This is a genomic window from Curtobacterium flaccumfaciens (assembly GCF_018598405.1).
GTDB lineage: Bacteria > Actinomycetota > Actinomycetes > Actinomycetales > Microbacteriaceae > Curtobacterium > Curtobacterium aurantiacum.
In genome coordinates this window covers 66,245-86,069 of sequence record NZ_JAHEWS010000008.1, presented here as the reverse complement: position 1 = coordinate 86,069, position 19,825 = coordinate 66,245, and the positions used below count along the sequence as shown (strand labels likewise).

18 protein-coding genes are annotated in these 19,825 nt (G+C 72.4%); 10 read left to right on the top strand and 8 right to left on the bottom strand.

Translation table 11 applies throughout. The annotated features are described in order from the left end of the window. The 5 genes from KK097_RS06990 to KK097_RS06970 form a co-directional block, all read right to left on the bottom strand. A complete protein-coding gene (locus KK097_RS06990) occupies positions 1-924 on the bottom strand; it encodes an ROK family protein (RefSeq protein WP_214530546.1) in 924 nt (307 codons plus the stop codon). After that, positions 921-2,663 (bottom strand): dipeptide ABC transporter ATP-binding protein, encoded by a 1,743-nt coding sequence (locus KK097_RS06985; RefSeq protein WP_214544166.1) that lies wholly within the window; start codon positions 2,661-2,663, stop codon positions 921-923. Before KK097_RS06985 ends, KK097_RS06990 begins: the two co-directional genes overlap by 4 nt. Then, positions 2,663-3,556, bottom strand: a complete 894-nt coding sequence (locus tag KK097_RS06980) for an ABC transporter permease (protein WP_214544165.1) — start codon at positions 3,554-3,556, stop codon at positions 2,663-2,665. Before KK097_RS06980 ends, KK097_RS06985 begins: the two co-directional genes overlap by 1 nt. Next, positions 3,553-4,512 (bottom strand): ABC transporter permease, encoded by a 960-nt coding sequence (locus tag KK097_RS06975; RefSeq protein ID WP_214544164.1) that lies wholly within the window; start codon positions 4,510-4,512, stop codon positions 3,553-3,555. The genes KK097_RS06980 and KK097_RS06975 overlap by 4 nt, the downstream gene beginning before the upstream one ends. Positions 4,513-4,600: 88 nt before the next feature. After that, complete coding sequence (locus tag KK097_RS06970; protein ID WP_214544163.1) at positions 4,601-6,394, bottom strand: peptide ABC transporter substrate-binding protein; 1,794 nt, start codon at positions 6,392-6,394, stop codon at positions 4,601-4,603. Between the two features lie 227 nt (positions 6,395-6,621). Between KK097_RS06970 and KK097_RS06965 the strand changes: the two genes are divergently transcribed. The 5 genes from KK097_RS06965 (at position 6,622) to KK097_RS06945 (ending at position 12,910) form a co-directional block, all read left to right on the top strand. Next, complete coding sequence (locus KK097_RS06965) at positions 6,622-7,806, top strand: ROK family protein (protein WP_214530551.1); 1,185 nt, start codon at positions 6,622-6,624, stop codon at positions 7,804-7,806. Further along, the gene (locus KK097_RS18635) at positions 7,799-9,346 is read left to right on the top strand and encodes a M81 family metallopeptidase (RefSeq protein ID WP_307858347.1); all 1,548 of its coding nucleotides are present in this window, start codon (positions 7,799-7,801) and stop codon (positions 9,344-9,346) included. Before KK097_RS06965 ends, KK097_RS18635 begins: the two co-directional genes overlap by 8 nt. Further along, on the top strand, positions 9,343-10,080 hold the full coding sequence (locus KK097_RS06955) for a copper homeostasis protein CutC (RefSeq protein ID WP_214544162.1): 738 nt from the start codon (positions 9,343-9,345) through the stop codon (positions 10,078-10,080). The genes KK097_RS18635 and KK097_RS06955 overlap by 4 nt, the downstream gene beginning before the upstream one ends. Positions 10,081-10,239: 159 nt before the next feature. Further along, positions 10,240-11,670, top strand: a complete 1,431-nt coding sequence (locus KK097_RS06950) for a M20/M25/M40 family metallo-hydrolase (RefSeq protein WP_307858346.1) — start codon at positions 10,240-10,242, stop codon at positions 11,668-11,670. Positions 11,671-11,677: 7 nt separating this feature from the next. Then, positions 11,678-12,910, top strand: a complete 1,233-nt coding sequence (locus tag KK097_RS06945; protein ID WP_214544160.1) for an MFS transporter — start codon at positions 11,678-11,680, stop codon at positions 12,908-12,910. 111 nt (positions 12,911-13,021) lie between these two features. Here the strand turns inward: KK097_RS06945 and KK097_RS06940 are convergent, their stop codons facing one another. Next, complete coding sequence (locus KK097_RS06940) at positions 13,022-13,657, bottom strand: ATP-binding cassette domain-containing protein (protein ID WP_307858345.1); 636 nt, start codon at positions 13,655-13,657, stop codon at positions 13,022-13,024. 50 nt (positions 13,658-13,707) lie between these two features. Between KK097_RS06940 and aztB the strand changes: the two genes are divergently transcribed. The 4 genes from aztB to KK097_RS06920 are packed head-to-tail and all read left to right on the top strand — an operon-like array spanning position 13,708 to position 17,949. Beyond that, positions 13,708-14,601 carry a zinc ABC transporter permease AztB gene (aztB, locus tag KK097_RS06935; protein WP_214544159.1) on the top strand — a complete coding sequence of 298 codons (894 nt, stop codon included), beginning with the start codon at positions 13,708-13,710 and terminating at the stop codon, positions 14,599-14,601. Next, positions 14,598-15,803 carry a YncE family protein gene (locus tag KK097_RS06930; protein WP_214544158.1) on the top strand — a complete coding sequence of 402 codons (1,206 nt, stop codon included), beginning with the start codon at positions 14,598-14,600 and terminating at the stop codon, positions 15,801-15,803. The genes aztB and KK097_RS06930 overlap by 4 nt, the downstream gene beginning before the upstream one ends. A 53-nt stretch (positions 15,804-15,856) precedes the next feature. Further along, on the top strand, positions 15,857-16,741 hold the full coding sequence (locus KK097_RS06925) for a metal ABC transporter substrate-binding protein (protein WP_214544203.1): 885 nt from the start codon (positions 15,857-15,859) through the stop codon (positions 16,739-16,741). 26 nt (positions 16,742-16,767) lie between these two features. Continuing rightward, positions 16,768-17,949 carry a hypothetical protein gene (locus KK097_RS06920; protein ID WP_250896534.1) on the top strand — a complete coding sequence of 394 codons (1,182 nt, stop codon included), beginning with the start codon at positions 16,768-16,770 and terminating at the stop codon, positions 17,947-17,949. Positions 17,950-18,044: 95 nt separating this feature from the next. On the opposite strand, the gene KK097_RS06915 is transcribed toward KK097_RS06920, so the two are convergent. Together KK097_RS06915 and KK097_RS06910 are read right to left on the bottom strand one after the other, a co-directional pair. After that, positions 18,045-18,401, bottom strand: coding sequence for a VOC family protein (locus KK097_RS06915; RefSeq protein ID WP_214544156.1), 357 nt, complete (start codon positions 18,399-18,401; stop codon positions 18,045-18,047). Between the two features lie 85 nt (positions 18,402-18,486). Beyond that, on the bottom strand, positions 18,487-19,101 hold the full coding sequence (locus KK097_RS06910; protein WP_214544155.1) for a GNAT family N-acetyltransferase: 615 nt from the start codon (positions 19,099-19,101) through the stop codon (positions 18,487-18,489). A gap of 88 nt (positions 19,102-19,189) precedes the next feature. Here KK097_RS06910 and KK097_RS06905 point away from each other — a divergent pair, with 88 nt between their 5' ends. After that, complete coding sequence (locus KK097_RS06905; protein ID WP_214544154.1) at positions 19,190-19,810, top strand: TetR family transcriptional regulator; 621 nt, start codon at positions 19,190-19,192, stop codon at positions 19,808-19,810. The last annotated feature ends 15 nt before the right edge of the window (positions 19,811-19,825 follow it).

Genomic DNA, 19,825 nt, shown 5'->3' with positions numbered 1-19,825 from the left:
CTACGCGGTCTCCGGCTCCAGCACCCGGGCCCGCACCTGCGCAGCGGCGCCGAGTGCCACGGCGTCGGACCCGAGCGTCGACTGCGCGAGCCGGATCGTCGCCCCGCTGACGGGCGGTTCCGCGTCGATGGCCGCCGTGATGGCGGGTTCGAGCAGGTCCCAGGACCGCGCGATCCCGCCGCCGATCAGGACGGTGGTGACGTCGAGGATCCCCGCGGTCAGCAGCGCAGCGCGGGCCAGTCCCCACCCGGCGGTGGCGAAGACGGCGGCGGCGTCGGCGTCTCCACCGCGTGCTGCCACGGCGACGTCCCGCGCCGAGAGCATCCGCCCGGAACGTTCCGCGTAGCGCTCGGCGATGCCGCGCGCGCCGGCGATGGTCTCCAGGTGTCCGATCTGCCCGCAGGTGCACCGGGCGTCACCGAAGCCGGGGACGTGGCCGATCTCGCCCGCGGCGCCCCTCGGGCCGGCGAAGAGTCGTCCGTCGAGCACGAGCGCACCGCCGACGCCGGTGCCGAGGGTCATCCCGAGCACGTCGGACTCCCCCACGACCGCGCCCGTGGCGACCTCGCCGAGGAGGAACGCGTTCACGTCGTTGTCGAGGGTCGCGGGCACGCCGAGCGCGTCGGTGACCGCGCGCGTCACCCCGTACCCGGCCCAGCCGGTGAACGAGTTGCCGGTGACCAGGACGGTCCCCGTGGTCCGGTCGACCACGCCGGCCGCGCCCACCCCGACACCCGCAAGGGAGGCCCGGTGCGTCTCGAGCAGACCCGTCACCGCCCCGAGTGCGGCCGTCACGATCGCCGCCCCGCCCGCGTGGGCGGGCGTCGGCAGGTCGAGGCGGTCGATGACCTCGAGGTCGGGCGTGGTCAGGACGACCTTCGTGTTCGTGCCCCCGATGTCGACCCCGGCCAGGACCCGGGTCACGCGGTCACCGCCGCGAGCGATGCGAGGCGCTCGGTCCGACGCTGTCGTTGCAGCACCGGGTCGGGCACCGGCACCGCGGCCAGCAGGCGCCTGGTGTAGTCGGTGGTGGGGTGCAGCAGCGTCGTGCCGGTGGTGCCCTGCTCCTCGACGACGCCCTGGCGCATCACCACGACGCGCTCGGCGAAGTGCTGCACCACGGCCAGGTCGTGCGACACGAACAGGCACGCGAACCCCAGGTCGTCCTGCAGCTCGCCGAGCACCTCCAGCACGGTCTCCTGCACGGAGACGTCGAGCGCCGACGTCGGTTCGTCGGCGACGAGCAACCGCGGCTCGAGCACGAGTGCACGGGCGAGCGAGACGCGCTGGCGCTGCCCGCCGGAGAGCTCCCGGGGAGCGCGGGACGCCAGGGTCCGCGGCAACCGGACGGCGTCGAGCACCTCGTCGATGCGACGACGGCGGTCGGCCGAGGACATCCCGCGACGGTGCACGGCGAGGGGTTCCGCGATGCACTCGGCCACGGACATCCGGGCGTCGAGGGACGCCACCGGGTCCTGCAGCACCACGCCGATGCCGGACCGGAGGGCACGTCGGTCACGGCCCTTGGCCGTCCGGAGGTCCTGCCCGAACAGCGACACCGTGCCGGACGTCGGCGTGATGAGCCCGAGCGCGACCCGGGCCGCCGTCGACTTGCCGGAACCGGACTCGCCGACCAGGCCGACGGTCTCGCCGGCGTGCACCGTGATGTCGATGCCCGCGAGTGCGTGGACCGCGCGCGCCCCGCGTCCGAACGTCACCGAGACGTCCCGCAGGTCGACCACCGGGGCCGCACCGGGCCTCCCGTCCGCCGTGTCGGACGTACCCAGTTCGGAAGACGCCGGCGTCTCCGCATCACGCCCCCGGATCTGGAGGCGTCTCGCCGACTCGGCGGCGTCGGATGACGACGCCGGCGTCTCGAGCCGCGGCACCGAGGCGAGCAGCCGCTTGGTGTACTCGTGCTCGGGGCGGAGCAGGACGTCCTCGACGCCGCCGGTCTCGACGATCTCGCCCTGGAGCATCACGGCGACCCTGTCGGCGAAGTCCGCGACGACCCCCATGTTGTGCGTGACGAGCAGCACGCCGGTGCCGGTCTCGACGGCGAGCGCGCGGAGCAGCTCGAGGATCTCGGCCTGCACGGTCACGTCGAGTGCGGTGGTCGGCTCGTCCGCGATGAGCAGCTTCGGCGCGTTCGCGATCGCCATCGCGATGACCACGCGCTGGCGCTGCCCGCCCGACAGCTGGAACGGGAACGACCGGGTGCGCGACTCGGGGTCGGGGATGCCGACCCGGCGGAGCAGGTCGACGGCCTCGGCCGCGGCGGCGGACGCGGAGACGTCGCGGTGGTTCCGGATCACCTCGGCGATCTGGGCGCCGACACGGGTGAGCGGGTCGAGGGCGGTCGCGGGCTCCTGGAAGACCATCGAGACGGTCGAGCCGCGCAGTGCCCGGAGCGCGGGTTCGGGTGCCCCGACGACCTCGTGCCCGGCGACGACGGCGCTGCCCGAGGCCGTCGCGTTGCCGGAGAGCAGGCCCATCGCGGCGAGCGCGACGGTGGACTTGCCGGAGCCGGACTCGCCGACGAGCGCGAGGGTTTCGCCGGGGGCGACCGACAGGGACACGCCCCGGACGGCGTCGACGGTGCCGGACTCGGTGCTGAAGGAGACGCCGAGGTCGGTCGTCGCGAGGATCGGTTCGGTGGTCATCAGCGGCCCCGCACGTCGAAGGCGTCCCGCAGTCCGTCGCCCACCGCGTTGAACGCGCAGACGACCAGGATCACGGCCAGACCCGGCGGCACGATGAGCCACCAGCGTCCGGAGTAGGCGGCGGTGAGTCCCGCCGAGAGCATGCCGCCCCAGTCCGTCGCGGGCGGCTGCACGCCGAGCCCGAGGTACGAGACGTAGGCGACCAGGAGGATCGCGTCGGCGACCTGGAACGTCGCCGCGACGACGATCGTCGACACCGAGTTCGGCAGCAGGTGCTTGCCGATGGCGCGGGCGTGCGAGCCACCGATCGCGCGCAGGGTGAGGACGTAGTCGCGGTTCTTGAGCGTCAGGGTCTCGGCGCGGATCAGACGGGACGGCACGAGCCACGACACCAGGCCGAGGATGACGATGAGGCCGCCGACACCGGGGTTCGTGATCGCCGAGATGACGAGCAGGATGAACAGGGCCGGGATCGCGATGCCGGCGTCGACGATGCGCATCATCAGGGCGTCGACCCAGCCGCCGACGTACCCGGCGACGGAGCCCCACAGCGTGCCGACGACGGTGGCCAGGACCCCGGCGGCGATGCCCACCATCAGGGAGACCTTGCCGCCGTACATCAGGCGGCCGAGGACGTCGTGGCCGACGGCGTCGGTGCCGAGCCAGTGCGCGGCGCTCGGGCCCTGGTTGGCCTGCTCGAGCAGCGTGTGGGTCTGGTCGGTCGGGTACAGGAGCGGGCCGACGAAGCAGAACAGCACGATGACGACGATCAGGGCGAGGCCGATCACGGCGAGGGTGTTGCTCCGGAACCGGCGGGCGGCGAGCCGGAACCCGGTGGCCGCGACGGTGACGGGGGCGCCCGGGGCTTCGGGGGCCATCTGGACGGCGCTCATGCGCGGCTCGCCTTCACTCGGGGATCGATCAAGGACTGGGCGACGTCGGCGAGCAGGGTGCCGATGACGGTCGCGATGGAGATGACGAGCACGCAGCCGAGCAGCGTCGGGTAGTCGGACGACTGCGCGGCGTTCCAGAACAGCAACCCCATGCCGGGGTAGTTGAACAGCTGCTCGGTCACCAGGGCGCCGCCGAACAGCACCGGAAGGTAGTACCCGAGCATCGCCACGACCGGGGTCAGCGAGTTGCGGAACACGTGCCGCCGCAGGATCGTCGCGGTCGAGGCGCCGCCGGCACGGGCGGTGCGGACGTAGTCCTCCTGCAGGTTCTCGAGCGTCGAGGCGCGCATGTACCGACTGAACACCGCGATCATCGCGAGGGCTCCGGTCACCACGGGCAGCACGAGTCCGGCCGGGTCCTGGAACACCTCGGTCAACGTGTTGCCGCTCGGCGCCTGGGACGGCAGCCACGGCAGCTGCTGGCTGAACACGATGATCAGGACGAGGCCCAGGAAGAACGCGGGCGTCGAGTAGAAGACGAAGGCCAGGGCGGTGGCGGCGTAGTCGACCGCACCGTTGCGGCGGGCCGCCTGGAGCATGCCGACCGGGATCGCGACGACGAGTCCGAGCACCGCGGAGATGCCGGTGAGCACGAGGGTCTTCGGCAGGCGCTCGGCGATGAGCTGCGAGACCGGCTCGTTGAGCGTGTACGAGGTGCCGAGGTCGCCGGTGAGCAGGCGACCGAGGAACCGCAGGTACTGCACGGGCAGCGGCTGGTCGAGCCCCTGCGCCTGGTTGAACTGGGCGATCTGCGTGGGGGTCGCGGAGACACCGAGCACGCCGCGGGCGGGGCCGCCGGGCAGCGCGTGCAGCAGGCAGAACACCACGACGGTGACGATGAGGATCACCGCGAGCGCCTGCAGGACGCGCCTGGTGAGGAAGAGAGCTGTGGTCATGCGGCTTCCGATGGTCGGATTGGAGACGTGAGCCGGGGAGGAGGCGCGGTGCGCGTCGGACGCGCACCGCGCCTCCAGGGTCGGTTTCCTACTTGGTCCACTTCCACTGGGCCGGGTGGAAGTTGGCGAGCGAGTCCTGGTCGAACCCGGACAGGCCCTTCTTGACGACCGAGATCTGGTAGTCGGGGCTCGGCAGCCAGATCACCGGCAGGTCCTTCGCGACCGCTGCGCTGTAGTCCTGCACGGCGGTGGCGTCGGTCGAGGTGGTGGTCGCGTCGATCAGCGAGTCGACCTCCTTGTTGGAGTAGCTGCCGAAGTTCGCGGAACCGCCGGTCTGGAACAGCGACTCACCGGTCGGGTAGGCCGGGAAGTACCAGCTGCCCGCGGTGCCGAAGAACGACAGGTCCCAGTCGCAGCTGGCCTCGTCCGAGGTGCAGGTCGGGGTCTGCGACAGCACGCTCGACACCGGTGCGGTCTTGATGGTGAAGTCGATGCCGGTCTTCTCGAGCGAGGACTGGATCGCGCTCATCATGTTGTCGGTCACGGTCGAACCGGACTGCGACAGCACCTGCATCGAGAACTTCGTGCCCTCCTCGACCCCCTCGCCGCACTGGCTGGCGGACGTGCCCGGGTCGGTGCAGACCATCGTGCCGCCCTGCTCCTCCCAGCCGTGGCTGGTCAGCAGGTCCTTGGCCTTCGAGGTGCTGAACGGGTACGGGTTCGACTTCTGCACGTCGGAGACGTAGTCGGACTCCTGTGCCTGCGGGATCGGACCGTACGTCGAGGTGGCGGTGCCGTTGAAGACGACCTTCGACAGCGACGTCTGGTCGATCGACATCTGGACGGCCTGACGGGCGTACAGCTGCTTGAAGACGGCACCCATGTCGGGGTTGTTGAAGTTGTACGGCATGTACGTGATCGCCCAGCCGGTCCACGGCTCGACCTCGTAGCCCTTCGCCGTGAACGCCGATTCCTGGTCCATGTCGGTGGCGTTGATGTAGCCGTAGTCGACCTCGCCGGAGCGCACCGCGTTCACCTCGGCGTCTGCCGTGGTGAAGGGCAGCAGGTTCACCGTCGCGATCGACGGCTTCTCACCACCGTCGTACTTCTCGTTCGCCGTCAGGGTGACCTTGCCGGCGGTGGTGAAGGCCTTGACGCCGTAGGGACCGGAGATGGTCTTCCACAGGTCGTCGGTGGCGTAGTCGGAGATCTTGCCGGCGGCGGTGTTGAGGTACTTCCACACCTGCTTCGCGCCGGCGGTGGTCTCGTCGGCGTCGGTCACCTGCGCGGTGGCGCTGGTCTTGTCCCAGGCGTGCTGGGGCAGCGGGATGATGTGGCTCAGCTGGTTGGCGAGCATCCAGTCCGAGTTGTAGGCCTTGTCGAACGTGATGGTGAAGTGCATGTCGTCGACGGCCTTGAACGACGTCCAGTTGTCCGGTGCCTTGCCCTTGGAGTACGAGCCCCACTGGTCCTTGTTCGCCTTGATCAGGTTGAACCAGAACTCGACGTCGCGGCTCGTGATCGCCTCGCCGTCGGACCAGTGCCGGTCACCGAGCGTCACGGTGACGCTCTTGCCGTCGTCCGCGAACTTCGCGTCGGTGGCGACGGAGCCGGCCTTGTTCCACGCGATCTTGCCGGTGGAGCCGTCGTACGCGACCAGCGGTTCGTACAGCGACTGGGCGATGGAGCCGTTGTTCGTGTTGAGGTGCGCGGCGGTGCCGATCGGCAGGATCCAGTTCGGCGTGAAGTTGGCGGGGAGCGCGTAGTCGATCTCGTCGGTCGATCCCTGCGAGGCGTTGCCGCCTCCGGAACAGCCGGCGAGCAGCGCGCTCACGGCGATCGCAGCTCCGGTGAGGAGCGCCCAGCGACGGGGCTTGGACATGCGGTGTCTCCTTGTGCGAGGGACTTCGGGGAGGTGGAGCACGGGTGCCGAGCGGCACGAGGACAGTCAAGGACCAAAGCGATTGGAAAAACAAACATCTCGATGTAAAAACTGCGTTACTGCCGAACGGACGAAAGGGTGGACCGCTCGATCCGCCCCGTAGGCTCGCGGCAGAACGGACCACCGACCGGCGTTCCGTTCCCGTTCCGCCCGGATTGGAGAAAGTCGTGGCCGACCTCAGCGCCCGCGTCCTCGAGCTCGTCGCATCGGGGCAGGCCGCCAGCCGGACCGAGATCGCGAAGGTGCTCGGAGCCGCCCCGTCGACCGTCTCGCACGTCGTCGGGCAGCTCCTCGAGCACGGGATCCTCGCCGAGGAAGGGACCGACGTCTCGACCGGCGGCCGCCCCCGCAAGGTGCTCCGCATCGGCGGCGTCGACGAGTACGCGGTCGCCGCGGACGTCGGCGGCGGACACGCGCGCATCGGCGTGGTCCTGCCTGGAGGCGCGCTCGAGTCGGTCGCGAACGTCCCGTTCGCGCTCTCCGACGGCCCGACCGCCGGGCTCCAGCGCCTGGCCGCGCTGCTCGAGCGGCTCGCCGACGACCGTGGTCGCGAGGGGCTGCGGGGCGTCGGGCTCAGCCTGCCCGGGCCCGTCGACGTCGTCGCCGGCGTCGTCGACCTGCCGAGCCGGATGCCGGGGTGGAACGGGTTCCCCGTGGCCGCGTGGCTGAGCGAGCGCTTCGGGCTGCCGGCGATCGTCGACAACGACGCGAACTGCATGGCCGCGGGTGAGCAGACCGTACAGGACCCCGCTCGACGCCAGACCATCACGATCAAGGCCGGCTCGGCGATCGGCGCGGGCATCGTCATCGACGGCCGGCTCTACCGCGGGTCGACCGGGGCGGCCGGGGACATCACGCACGTGCGCATCGACGCCGCCGGGGACACCCCGTGCTCGTGCGGCAACACCGGCTGCCTCGAGACGGTGGCGTCCGGCGCCGCCCTGGTCCGGATCCTGTCGAACGCCGGGGTCGACGTGGCCTCGACCGCCGACGTCGTCCGGCTCGCCTCGGACGCGCACCCCGAGGCCACACGTGCCGTCCGGATGGCGGGCAGGTACCTGGGCGAGGTGCTCGCCGCCAACGTGAACTTCTTCAACCCGGACGCCGTCTACCTGGGCGGCATCCTGTCGACCCTCGACCCCTTCATCGCCGCCGTGCGGAGCCAGCTCTACGAGAGCTGCCACCCGCTGATGACCCAGCACCTGGCCATCGAGCCGGTGTCGCTCGGTGCCGACGCCGGGCTCGTCGGCGCCGGACAGTTCGCCCTGCAGCGGGGCCTCGCCGCCTCGCTCGAGGAGCTCTCCGCACCCATCCCGCAGTCCACCACCAGGAACAGGAGCGTCCGTGTCTGAGACCGACCCCGTCACCCCCACCGTCCCCGCTGGCGTCCGTCGTCCGGTCATCGCGATCGCCGGCCTGGCCATCGAGACCTCGACGTTCACGCCGACCCGGACCCACGCCGCCGCCTTCCACCCGGACCGCGGGGACGAGGTCGTCGCCCGCTACCCGTTCCTGGCGACCATGGCCGACCGTGCGGACTTCCGCGGGGCGCTCATCGGGCACGCGCTGCCCGGCGGGATCGTGGACCGGGCGTCCTACGAGGAACTGGCCGACGAGATCGTGGAGCGGCTGCGTGCGATGGGCCCGGTGGACGGCCTGTGGTACGACATCCACGGCGCGATGGTGGTCGAGGGCCTCGACGACGCCGAGACGGACCTGCTCGGCCGCATCCGCGCGGTCGTCGGCCCCGACGTCATCGTGTCCGCGTCGATGGACCTGCACGGCAACGTCACGCGCGAGCTCGCCCACCGGGTGGACCTCGTCACCTGCTACCGGATGGCCCCGCACGAGGACACCCTCGAGACGAAGGAGCGTGCCGTCCGGAACCTCGTCGACGTGCTGACCGAACGACCCGTCGGAGCGCAGCGGCCCGTGAAGGCCTGGATCCCGATCCCCGTCCTGCTACCCGGCGAGCAGACCTCGACCCGCCTCGAGCCGGCGAAGTCCCTGTACGCGCAGGTCCCGCTCGTCGAGCAGACCGAGGGCGTGCTCGACGCCGCGATCTGGGTCGGGTACGCCTGGGCCGACCAGCCCCGCGACCAGGCCGTCACCGTCGTGACCGGGTGGGACGAGGCCGCCGTCGCCGCCGGTGCCGAACGACTGGCGCGAGCGTTCTGGGACGCCCGCGAGGACTTCGCGTTCGTCGCACCGACCGGCACGTTCGAGGAGTGCCTGGACGCCGCGCTCGCACCCGGCGCCGCCAAGCCGTACTTCGTCTCGGACTCGGGCGACAACCCGACGGCCGGCGGCTCCGGGGACATGACGTGGGGCCTGACGCAGGTGCTCGCGCGTCCGGAGTTCCAGGGCCCGTCCGGCCCGACGGTCATCTACGCGAGCGTGCCCGGACCAGCCGCCGTCGCCGCGGCGGTGGAAGCCGGCGTCGGTGCGACGATCACCGTGACCGCCGGCGCGTCGGTGGACCACGTGCATGCTGGCCCGATCACGATGACCGGCCGGGTGCACGCGATCAAGCACGGTGACCGCGACGCCGAGACCGAGGTCGTGCTGCAGGTCGGCAGCGTCTTCGCGATCCTGACGAAGCTGCGGAAGCCGTACCACCACGAGCAGGACTTCACCGACCTCGACCTGGCGCCGCGGCAGGCGGACGTGGTCATCGTGAAGATCGGGTACCTCGAACCGGAGCTGTTCGACATGTCCGCCGACTGGATGCTCGCGCTCACCCCGGGCGGTGTCGACCAGGACCTGCTGCGCCTCGGGCACCACAGGATCGAGCGCCCGATGTTCCCCTACGATCGAGTGTTCCCGACGGCACCGGACCTCCGCGCCCGCATCGTCCCCGCCTCCACCGAACCGCTCGGAGCCCCTGCATGAGCACCACCGCCGCACTCGAGATCGCCGTCACCTCACCGGCCGGCGCGATCACCGCGCGCGACGGCGGCGCCGACCGCGTCGAACTCTGCGTCGGTCTCGAGCTCGGCGGGCTCACCCCGTCCCAGGCGCTGGTCGAGACGACCCAGGAGACCGGGATCCCGGCACACGCCCTGGTGCGCTGCCGCCCGGGCGGGTTCGTGCACACCCCCGACGAGGTCGAGCTCATGGTGCGCGAGGTCCGCACGGTCCTGCGCTCCGGGGCCGCCGGCGTCGTGGTCGGGGCCCTGCGCCCGGACCGCACCCTCGACGACGACGCCCTCCGCCGGTTCGTGGACGCGGCCCGCTCGGTCAGCGCCACGGCCGAGGTCACCCTCCACCGGGCGATCGACCACGCGACCGACCCCGTCGCCGCGGTCGGGTCGCTCGCCGCGCTCGGGTTCACACGCGTCCTGACCTCCGGTGCCGCCCCCACCGCGGTCGCCGGCGCGGACACCATCGCGCGCATGGTCGAAGCCGCCGGGCCCGTGCAGGTGATGGCCGGCGCCGGTGTCACCCCCGCCGACGTCCGCGCGCTGCTCGCCACGGGTGCCGCCGCCGTGCACCTGTCGGCCAAGCGACCGGCCGCCGACAGCGCACACGCCGGGGTGCCGATGGGCGCCGGTGACGACGGGTCCGCGCACTTCGTCACGGACGCCGAGGTCGTCGCGGCCGCACGGCGCGCGCTCGACGCCTGAGGGGTTCCGGACCCGCACGGGTTCCCGGACCCGCACCGCGGCCTCGGGGCGGCGCGTGGCGGACGCGCACCGCGCCTCCAGGCCAATCCGTGACCCCCCGGAGGGACCCGCTCCTACGGTCGGCACCACCTGACCGAACGGAGAACCATGTCCGCTCCCGTGACCGACAGCACCGAACCCGACACCCGCCGCGCCGAGGTGGCGCGCTTCCTCGAGGAGCACCGCGAGCACCTCGTTCGGCAGCTCAGCGAGTGGGTGCGGATCCCGTCCGTCGCCTCGCAACCCGAACGCTCCGTCGAGGTCGACCGGTCCGCGCACTGGCTGGCCGGAGCGATGCGTGAGGTCGGGCTCGAGACCGAGATCCTGCAGGCCGGTCCGTCGCCCGCCGTCCACGGCGAACTGCTCGTCGACCCCGCGCTGCCGACCGTCCTCGTCTACAGCCACCACGACGTGCGGCACGCGAAGCCCGAGGAGTGGGTCGAGACCTCGCCGTGGGAACCGGTGTTCCGCGACGGACGCCTGTACGGGCGCGGGGCGTCGGACGCGAAGGGGCAGGTGCTCGCCCACCTGTGGGGGCTCCGCGCGCACCTCGCCACCCGTCCCGACGGCACCCCGGCCGTGAACCTGAAGTTCATCGTCGAGGGCGAGGAGGAGCTCGGGTCCAGCCACTTCGCCGACCTGCTCGACGCCGAGCACGAGCGGCTGGCGTGCGACGTCGTCGTGTTCTCGGACACGCTGCAGTGGAAGACCGGCAACCCGGCCGTCGTGACCTCGATGCGCGGCATGACCGGTGCGACCCTCACCGTCACGGGACCCGCACGTGACGTGCACAGCGGCGCGGTCTCCGGCCCCGCACCGAACCCGGTGCACGCGCTCGTCACCGTGCTCGCCGCGATGCACGACGACGAGGGGCGCATCGTGATCCCCGGGTTCCTCGACGACGTCGACGCGCTCAGCGACGAGCGGCGCGAGGAGCTGCACGCGCTCGACTTCGACCCGGATGTGTGGGTCGAGCGCACCGAGACCGGGGCGATCACCGGCGAGGCGGGGTACTCGGTCGAGGAGCGGCTCTGGGCCCGCCCGGCGATCGAGGTCCTCACGCTGCTCGCCGGTGACCCGACGGGGTTCCCCCGCGCCGTCGTCCCGCGTGAGGCGACGGCCGAGATCAGCATCCGGACGGTCCCCGGGCAGCGGGTGCCGGCGGTCGCCGAACAGCTGCGCCGGTTCGTCGCCGACACGATGCCCGACGGGGTGACCTACGAGCTGGAGATCCCCGAGGAGACCGGCCAGGATCCGTACGTGACGCCGACCGGTCCGGCGCTCGACGCGCTGGTGCGGGCGATGGAACTCGGGCACGGCACCGAGACCGCGGGACGGATGGGCAACGCCGGGGGTGGTCCGGCGGAGCTGCTCGGTCGGGTGTTCGACGCCCCCGTCCTGTTCGTCGGCACGGGGCTGCCGGAGGACCACTGGCACTCGAGCGACGAGAGCGTCGACCTGCGGACGCTGCTCGACGGCGCGGCGACGATCGCGCACCTGTGGACCGAGCTCGGTGCCGACGGGAATGGATCGTCACACTCCGGGGCTTGATGCCCCCATGACCTCGTCAGCAGCGCGCCGCGGGTGGCTCAGCGTCACGTCCGTCGCACTCGGATCGTTCGTCCTCGTCCTGTCCGAGTTCCTGCCCATCGGGCTGCTCCCCGCCATCGCCGACGACCTCGACGTCGGCATCGGCACCGCCGGCCTGATGGTCGTCGCCACCGGACTCGTCGGCGCCGTCGCGGCACCGGTCGTCACCGTCCTGACCTCGCGACTCGACCGCCGGGTCGTGCTCGTGTCCCTGACCGTGCTGCTCGTGGTCGCCGACGGCCTCGCCGCGATCGCGCCGTCGTTCTCGGTCCTGCTCATCGCACGGATGCTGCTCGGCGTCGGCATCGGCGGTTTCTGGGCCATCGGTGCCGGGATCGCCGGGCGACTCGTCCGGCCGGAGCTGACGATCCGAGCGACCTCGCTCATCACGGCCGGCGTCTCCGTCGCGACGGTCGTGAGCCTGCCGCTCGGCGCCCTGGTGTCGTCGCTCGCCGGCTGGCGCCTCGGCTTCGTGATCGGCGGGGCGCTCGGGCTCGTCGCGCTCGTCCTGCAGCTCGCGATGCTGCCGCGGATCCCCGCACAGCAGCGGGTGCGGTTCGCCACGCTCGGGTCGCTGCTCCGCGTGCCCCGCGCCCGCGTCGGACTCATCGCCGCGGCCTTCGTCTTCGCCGCCCAGTTCGCCGCGTACACCTACATCGCGCCCTACCTGCAGGAGCTCGTCGGGGTCGGACCGGACACCGTGACGATCGCGCTGCTGGTGTTCGGCATCGCGGGCATCATCGGGAACTTCGCCGCGGGCTTCACGCTCGACCGCAGTGTCCTCGGCACCATCGGGGCGTCGAAGTTCGTGCTCGCGGCGGCCGTCGTGCTGCTGCCGCTGCTCGCCCACTCCGTCGTGGGGGTCTTCGTGCTGCTCGTCGTGTGGGGCCTGGTGTGGGGTGCGCTGCCGCTCGGGATGCAGACGTGGATGTCGACGGCGTCACCGGCCGGGTCCGAGACCGGGCTGGCCCTGTTCGTCACGACGATCCAGCTCGCGATCGCCGCCGGGTCGGTGCTCGGCGGTGCCGCGGTGTCGTCGTTCGGCCTGGCTGCCGACTTCTGGCTGGCCGGTGGTGTCGCGATCGTCGGTGCCGTGGTGCTCGTCGCGATGGGCCTGCGGAAGTCGAGTGCCGTGCCGGCGGTCGAGCCGGTCGCGGACGAGCCGACGCCGACCGGCCCGGTGGCCGTCGCCTGCCCCTGACGCCGGTCGGGGCTGGTCGCAAAACACCGGTGTTCGCGCACTGAACACGCGCAGACCGCGGTTCGACAGGCGAACACCGGTGTTTTGCGGATCGGCCCGACGGACGCGGGGTCAGGTCAGGGTGACGGTGCGGTCGGCCGCGGCGATGGCGCCCGGGTCGTGGGCCGCGTGCACGACCACCACCCCGGTCAAGGCCTCGTCGGCGAGCGCCGCCACCACGAGCGCCGCCGACTCCGCATCGACCCCCGCGGTCGGTTCGTCCACCAGCAGCACCCCCGCCCGCTGCGCCAGGCCGAGTGCGACGAGCGTCCGCTGACGCTGCCCACCCGACAGTTCTTCGAGCGGCCGGTCGGCGAGGTCCGTGATCGCCATCCGCTCGAGCTGCGCGTCGACGATCGCCCGGTCGGCGCGTCCGAGCGGCCGCCACCACGCACGGTGCCGCCACCGCCCCATCGTGACGGCCGCGCGGACGGTGAGCGGGAGCGTGGTCGGCGGCACGGACTGGGTCACGTAGGCGACACCGTCGGACGGGAGGCCCGTCACCCGCCCGGCGGTCGGCCGCACGACGTCCGCGACCACGTCGAGCAGCGTCGACTTGCCGGATCCGTTCGGTCCCGTGAGCGCGGTGACGACCCCGGCGGGGAACGTCACGTCGAGCGCGTCGAGGACGGTCCGGTCGCCCAGGACGGCCGTCACCCGGTCGAGGTGGACGGCGGATCGGGGCTCGGTCGGAGCGGTCGGAGGCACCTGAAGACGCTATCAGTATCGATACTCGTTTTCATGTAGCGTCTCGGGGCGTGACCTGGCTGACCGATCCGTTCTCCGTCGACTTCATGGTGCGCGCCCTCGTCGGCGGCTCCCTGGCGGCGGTCCTGTGTGCCGTGGTCGGCACGTGGGTGCTGGTCCGGGGCATGGCGTTCCTGGGCGAGGCACTCTCGCACGGGATGCTGCCCGGCGTCGCGATCGCCACCCTGACGGGGGTCCCGCCGGTGCTCGGCGCCGCGGTGAGCGCGGGCGTGATGGTGCTCGGCGTCGGGGCATTGCGACGGCGCGCCCGACTGTCGTACGACACGTCGATCGGCCTGCTGTTCGTCGGGATGCTCGCGCTCGGCGTGATCATCGTCTCGTCCTCGCGATCGTTCGCCACCGACGTCACCGCGATCCTGTTCGGGGACGTCCTCGCCGTCACCCGAACCGACGTCGGTGGGCTCGCGATCGCCGCCGCCGTCGCCCTGGCCGTCGCCGTGGCGTTCCACCGGCCGTTCACCGCCCTGGCGTTCGACACCCGGAAGGCCGCGACGCTCGGACTGCACCCACGCCTGGCCGAGGTCGTGCTCATCGGGCTCGTCACCCTGGCGGTCGTCGCCTCGTACCGGGCCGTCGGGACCCTGCTCGTCGTGGGCCTGCTGCTCGCGCCCGCTGCTGCCGCGCGTGCGTGGACCCGCCACGTGGCCTCGACGATGCTCCTCGGCGCCGGCATCGGCACGGCCGCCGTGCTCGTCGGGCTGCTCGTCTCCTGGCACGCCGGCACCGCCGCCGGCGCGAGCATCGCCGCGGTCGCCGTCGGCGGCGTCGTGGTCTCGCGCGCCCTCGCCGCCGTGGTCCTGCGGCGCACCCCGATCCCGACACCGGCGCGCGCGGCCGCGCCGACAGCACCACGATCCGCCGCACCGTCTCGAGAGGGAGCATGAAGCACTCGACCACCACCCGCGCCCCCGCGCGCATCCTGTCCACCATCGGCCTCGCCACCGGCCTGGCCCTCACCGCCACCGCCTGCTCCACGGGCACCCCGTCGGCCGACAGCTCGACCGGCACCGCCCGCCCCCACGGCTACGTGGCGGGCGCGAGCGAGTCCCAGGAACCCCAGCTGCGCCTCCTGGCCGTGTCGACATCCGGCGCGACCGCACTGCACGACCTGCTCAGCGAAGAGTCCACCGACCTCGACGGTGTGGACGCACCGGAGCACTCGGCCACCGACGGCCGGTTCCTCGTGACGAGCGATGCGGACCGCACCACGATCGTCGACGGCGGGTCCTGGACGGTCGACCACGGCGACCACACGCACTACTACGCCGCCGAGCCCCGGGTCGTCGGCACGATCGACGGGGGCGGCCGGGTCGAGGTCCACTCGTCCGAGACCATGACGACGATCACCTGGCCGGACCGTGCCGAGGCCGTCGTCCTCGACCGCGAGGCCCTGGGGCAGGGCGAGGTCGACGAGACCGCACGGATCGACGCGAGCGTCCTGCTGCCGATGGGCGAGCAGCTCGTGGCGGCCGACGGCGGCGCGGTCCGCGTGCTCGACGCGGACGGCGGCGCGACCGACGACGCCGACGCCGACGCCACCGAGCAGGCCTGCACCGACCCCGCGGGCGGGATCGTCACCCGCGTCGGAGCCGTCGTGGGCTGCGCCGACGGAGCCGTCGTGGTGGACGACACCGGCGAGACCTCGTTCGTCGACCTGCCCGACGGCGCCGAACGGCCGACGGCCTTCGCCGCCCGTGCCGGGCGTCCCACCGTCGCCGGACTGGCGGGCGACTCCGGGTTCTGGTTGCTCGACGTGCGACAGGGCTCCTGGCGCCTCGTGCCCACCGAACGACCCCTGCGCGCCGTGGTGGCGGTGGACGACGAGGACGAGCACGTCGTCGGGGTCGACGACACCGGCCGGGTGGTCGTCGTGACCGCCTCGACGGGGACGGTCGCGACGACCGAGCCACTGATCGACCCCGGCACCGGTGCCGCTCCGCTGCTGCAGCTCGACGCGCAGCGCGCCTACCTGGCCGACCCCACGGACGGCACCGTGCACGAGATCGACTTCGCCGACGACGCCCGGGTCACCCGCACCATCGAGCTGCCGGTCACCCCCGTCGCCTTCGCGGAGGTCGGGCTGTGAGCGCCCCGAAGCCCACGCGGACCACGCGGGCCAGCCGGTCCGCACAGCGCGTGCTGACCGCCGCAGTCGTCGCCGCCGCCGTCGCCGTCACCACCGCCGGGTGCACCGCAGCCGGCTCCGACCGTCCGCTCGTCGCGGTGACGACGAACATCCTCGGCGACGTCGTCACCGAGGTCGTCGGGGACCAGGCCGACGTCATGGTCCTCATGCCCCCGGGGGCCGACCCCCACTCGTTCGAGGTCTCCGCGCAACAGGCGGCCCGGCTGCGGAGCGCGGACCTGGTGGTCGAGAACGGACTCGGACTCGAAGAGGGCGTCGCCCGTCACGTCGCGGCCGCGGCGGAGGACGGCGTCCCGGTCTCCACCGCCGGGGACGCCTTCGACCCGCTCGAGTGGACCACCGAGGACGACAGCGGCCCCGACCCGCACTTCTGGACCGACCCGGCCCGGATGGTCGACGTGGTCGAGGCGCTCGACCAGGACCTGCGCGACGCCGGGATCGAGCCGACCGGCACCGACGCCTACCTGGACGAGCTCCGCGACCTGGACGACACGATGACGAGCGCGTTCCGGACCGTTCCCGAGGAACGCCGCGCCCTCGTGACGAACCACCACGTGTTCGGCTACCTGGCCGACCGGTACGGGTTCCGGGTCGTCGGTGCGGTGATCCCGAGCGGGACCACCCTGGCTTCCCCGAGCGCCGCCGACCTGCGCGACCTGGCCGACGCCATCGACGAGGCGGGGGTGCCGACTATCTTCGCGGACGCCTCGCAGCCCGCGCGCCTGGCCGAGGTGCTGGCCGAGGAGGTCGACCTGCACGTCGAGATCCGCCCCCTGGCGACGGAGTCCCTCACCGAGGACGGCGACGCCTCCACCTACCTCGGCATGATGCGCTCGAACACCGAGGCCATCGTCGACGGCCTGTCGACTGGTAAATGAGAATGAGAATCAATACAGTGAGCGACATGACGAACACGAAGATGCTCCGGGCCATGTGGCCCGCCGCCCTGCTGGGCGCGGCCGCCCTGGCCCTGACCGGGTGCGCCACGAACGCCACCGACGCCGGGTCCGACAGCACTGCGACCCCGAAGGCCGACGGAACCCGCATCACCCTGACCTACGACGGCGGCCTCCTCGTCCTCGACCAGGACCTGCAGGTGGTGACCGACGACGCGATCGACGGCTTCACGCGGGTCAACCCGGCCGGCGACGGGCGCCACGTGCTCGTCACCGTGCCCGAGGGCTTCCGGGTCCTCGACACACAGGCCGAGCCCGCCCTGACCGACGCGGTCTTCCCCGCGGACACCGGCGGTCACGCGGTCGTGCACGGGGACCGCACCGCCCTGTTCGCCGACGGCACCGGGGACGTGACGACGTTCGACCACACCGAGCTCGACGGGGCCGACCTGCCCGAGGTCGAGACGACGAAGTCCGAGGCCGCCCACCACGGCGTCGCGATCGAGCTCGAGGACGGCACGCTCCTGACCACCATCGGCACCGAGGAGAGCCGCACCGGCGTGCGCGCCCTCGACGCCGACGGCGAGGAGATCGCCCGTTCCGAGGACTGCCCCGACGTGCACGGCGAGGGTGCGGTCAAGGGTGAGGTCGCGGTCTTCGGCTGCACCGACGGCGCCCTGGTCTACGACGACGGCGCGTTCGAGAAGATCGACGCCCCGACCGAGTACGGCCGCACCGGCAACCTGTTCACCACCGAGGACTCGTCCGTCGCGGTCGGCGACTACAACGACGACCCCGACAGCGAGGGCTACCTGCTCGACCAGATCGCCCTGATCGATGCGGCGTCCGGGAAGTACACCGTCGCGGACATGCCGGAGGACGTCGGCTTCACCTTCCGCGACCTGGGCCGTGGCCCCGGTGACGAGGCCGTGGTGCTCGGCTCCGACGGCGCGCTGCACACCTTCGACAGCACGACCGGCGAGCAGCTCGAGTCGTACCCGGTGATCGACCCGTGGGAGGGCCCGGCCGAGTGGCAGGACGCCCACCCCGCACTGAAGGTCGACGGCGACGTCGCCTACGTCACCGACACCGCCGAGCAGAAGATCCACGCGGTCGACCTGACCACCGGCAAGGTCGTCGCCTCCAGCGACGAGCTGCCGGGCGTGCCCAACGAGATCGCGGTCGCGTAGCGTCCAGCGCGACCACATGGACGGACGGGAGGCCCGTGGCGACATCGCCACGGGCCTCCCGTCGGTCCATCGGGTGCGTCCCGCACCCGGCGGGGTCAGCCCTGCGGCGGCGAGTAGAGCTGCAGGTCGTTGCCCTCGCTGTCCTTGAAGGGGATGATCTTGCCCCACGGGTGCTCGCTGATCTCACCCTGGATGTCCGCGCCGCGGCTCTTCAGCTCCGCGACCTCGTCCTCGATGCTGCCGTCCGGCTGGAACGACACGACGGCGCCGCCGTCGCTCGCCTGGCTGGCCGACTCGCGTCCGTTCAGGCCGATCATCAGGCCGCCGGCGTCGATCTCGCTCCAGTCCTCAGACTGGTCCTTGACGGTGAGACCGAGCGTGTCGCGGTAGAACGCGACGGCGCGCTCCATGTCGCTGACCGGGACCCAGACTGCTGCGACTCCACTTGCCATGGTGTTTCCTCTCGTCGTGGTGTGCCCTGGACGGTAGGCAGCGGTCGTGCACGGCGGTACAGGGTCGGTGTCCCCCGGCGTCGGGTCAGCCGACCGCCGGACGCCACATGCCGATCGGGGTCGCCGCTCGGAACCCCGCGATCGGCGCGCCGTCCGCGAACCCGTGCCGTCGGTACAGCCGACGGTTCACCGGGGTGGACGATTCCAGGTAGGCACCGTCCGCCGTCCGGTCCGCGCGCTCGAGTGCGTGGCCGAGCAGCAGTCCGCCGATGCCCCGACCACGTGCCGACGCCGACACCCCGATCTCGGCGAGGTACCAGTGCGGGGCGACCGGGCGAGCGCGCTCCATGCGGCGCAGGTTGGCCACCGCGCGGAGCGCCCCGCCGAGCCCCAGGGTCCGGAGGAACGCCGGCACCTGTCGCACGAAGGCCCGCACGCCTCCGGGCTGCCGCCCGGGCGCCTGCCAGAACGCGGCGCCGACCACGCGGTCACCGATCGTGGCCACGTCCACCCGCCGCGCGCTCAGCGGCACCGACCGGATGAGCGCGGCGAACAGCCCGGCCAGCACGGCGGGGCGGTCCTCACCGGATCGCGGCGGCCGGAACTCGGCGAGCACCGGGTCGTCGGCGAAGGCCTCGGCGAGGACGGCCGCGGCCGCCTCGAGTTCGGCGGGTCCTGCTGCTCGGACGACGATCTCCATGCTGACTCCTCGCGGGTTCGCTGATTTGGCCACGTGGCCGACTTCATCTTCGCGGCCGGTCCTGCACGCGCCCCGTACGCTTCCTGTGATGACCGAGGACCAGCAGTCGCGCGGGTACCGCAGCCGACAGGACCGGCGTGCGGAACTGCTCGACGCCGCCGCCCTGGTCGTGCGGGACGACGGCCTGCGCGGCCTCACCACCCGGGCCGTCGCCGCTCGTGCCGGCGTCGCCCACGGTGTCGTCCACTACGTCTTCGGTGCACGGCGCAACCTGGTCGTCGCGCTGCTCGAACGGCAGGCGCGTGCGGTCCTGCCGCCGGTGCTCGCGGCCGCCGATGAGCACGACGACCTCGCCGCCGCGCTCGAGGCGGCGATCTCGGCGTACCTCGACCTGGTGCGGCGCGAACCCGAGCGGTTCCGGGTGCTCGAAGCCCTCAGCGCGACGGCCCTCGCCCCGGACGGCGACGGGGACCTGCTCGACACCGAACGACGGCTCTGGCGCGACGGCGTGGTTGCCGGGATCGAGCGCTGGACCGCACGACACGGGACGACGCCGTCCGAGCCGGTGCCCGTCGTCGCCGACGCCGTGATCACCCTGGTGGACGGGCTCGCCCGCGCCGCGTGGAGCGATCCGGACGGCACCGCGACCGCCCGATCGCGGGCGTTGCTGGTGCGCGGATTGACGAGCGCGGTGACCGCCGAGCACTGACCTGCAAACCGACCG

Excerpts from the sequence above, each read along its gene's own strand:
- KK097_RS06975 (WP_214544164.1), bottom strand. The coding sequence starts at position 4,512 with ATGACCACAGCTCTCTTCCTCACCAGGCGCGTCCTGCAGGCGCTCGCG.
- KK097_RS06920 (WP_250896534.1), top strand. The coding sequence starts at position 16,768 with ATGACGAACACGAAGATGCTCCGGGCCATGTGGCCCGCCGCCCTGCTG.
- KK097_RS06955 (WP_214544162.1), top strand. The coding sequence starts at position 9,343 with ATGAGCACCACCGCCGCACTCGAGATCGCCGTCACCTCACCGGCCGGC.
- KK097_RS06980 (WP_214544165.1), bottom strand. The coding sequence starts at position 3,556 with ATGAGCGCCGTCCAGATGGCCCCCGAAGCCCCGGGCGCCCCCGTCACC.
- KK097_RS06985 (WP_214544166.1), bottom strand. The coding sequence starts at position 2,663 with ATGACCACCGAACCGATCCTCGCGACGACCGACCTCGGCGTCTCCTTC.
- KK097_RS06945 (WP_214544160.1), top strand. The coding sequence starts at position 11,678 with ATGACCTCGTCAGCAGCGCGCCGCGGGTGGCTCAGCGTCACGTCCGTC.
- KK097_RS06905 (WP_214544154.1), top strand. The coding sequence starts at position 19,190 with ATGACCGAGGACCAGCAGTCGCGCGGGTACCGCAGCCGACAGGACCGG.
- KK097_RS06910 (WP_214544155.1), bottom strand. The coding sequence starts at position 19,101 with ATGGAGATCGTCGTCCGAGCAGCAGGACCCGCCGAACTCGAGGCGGCC.
- KK097_RS06915 (WP_214544156.1), bottom strand. The coding sequence starts at position 18,401 with ATGGCAAGTGGAGTCGCAGCAGTCTGGGTCCCGGTCAGCGACATGGAG.
- KK097_RS06970 (WP_214544163.1), bottom strand. The coding sequence starts at position 6,394 with ATGTCCAAGCCCCGTCGCTGGGCGCTCCTCACCGGAGCTGCGATCGCC.
- KK097_RS06930 (WP_214544158.1), top strand. The coding sequence starts at position 14,598 with ATGAAGCACTCGACCACCACCCGCGCCCCCGCGCGCATCCTGTCCACC.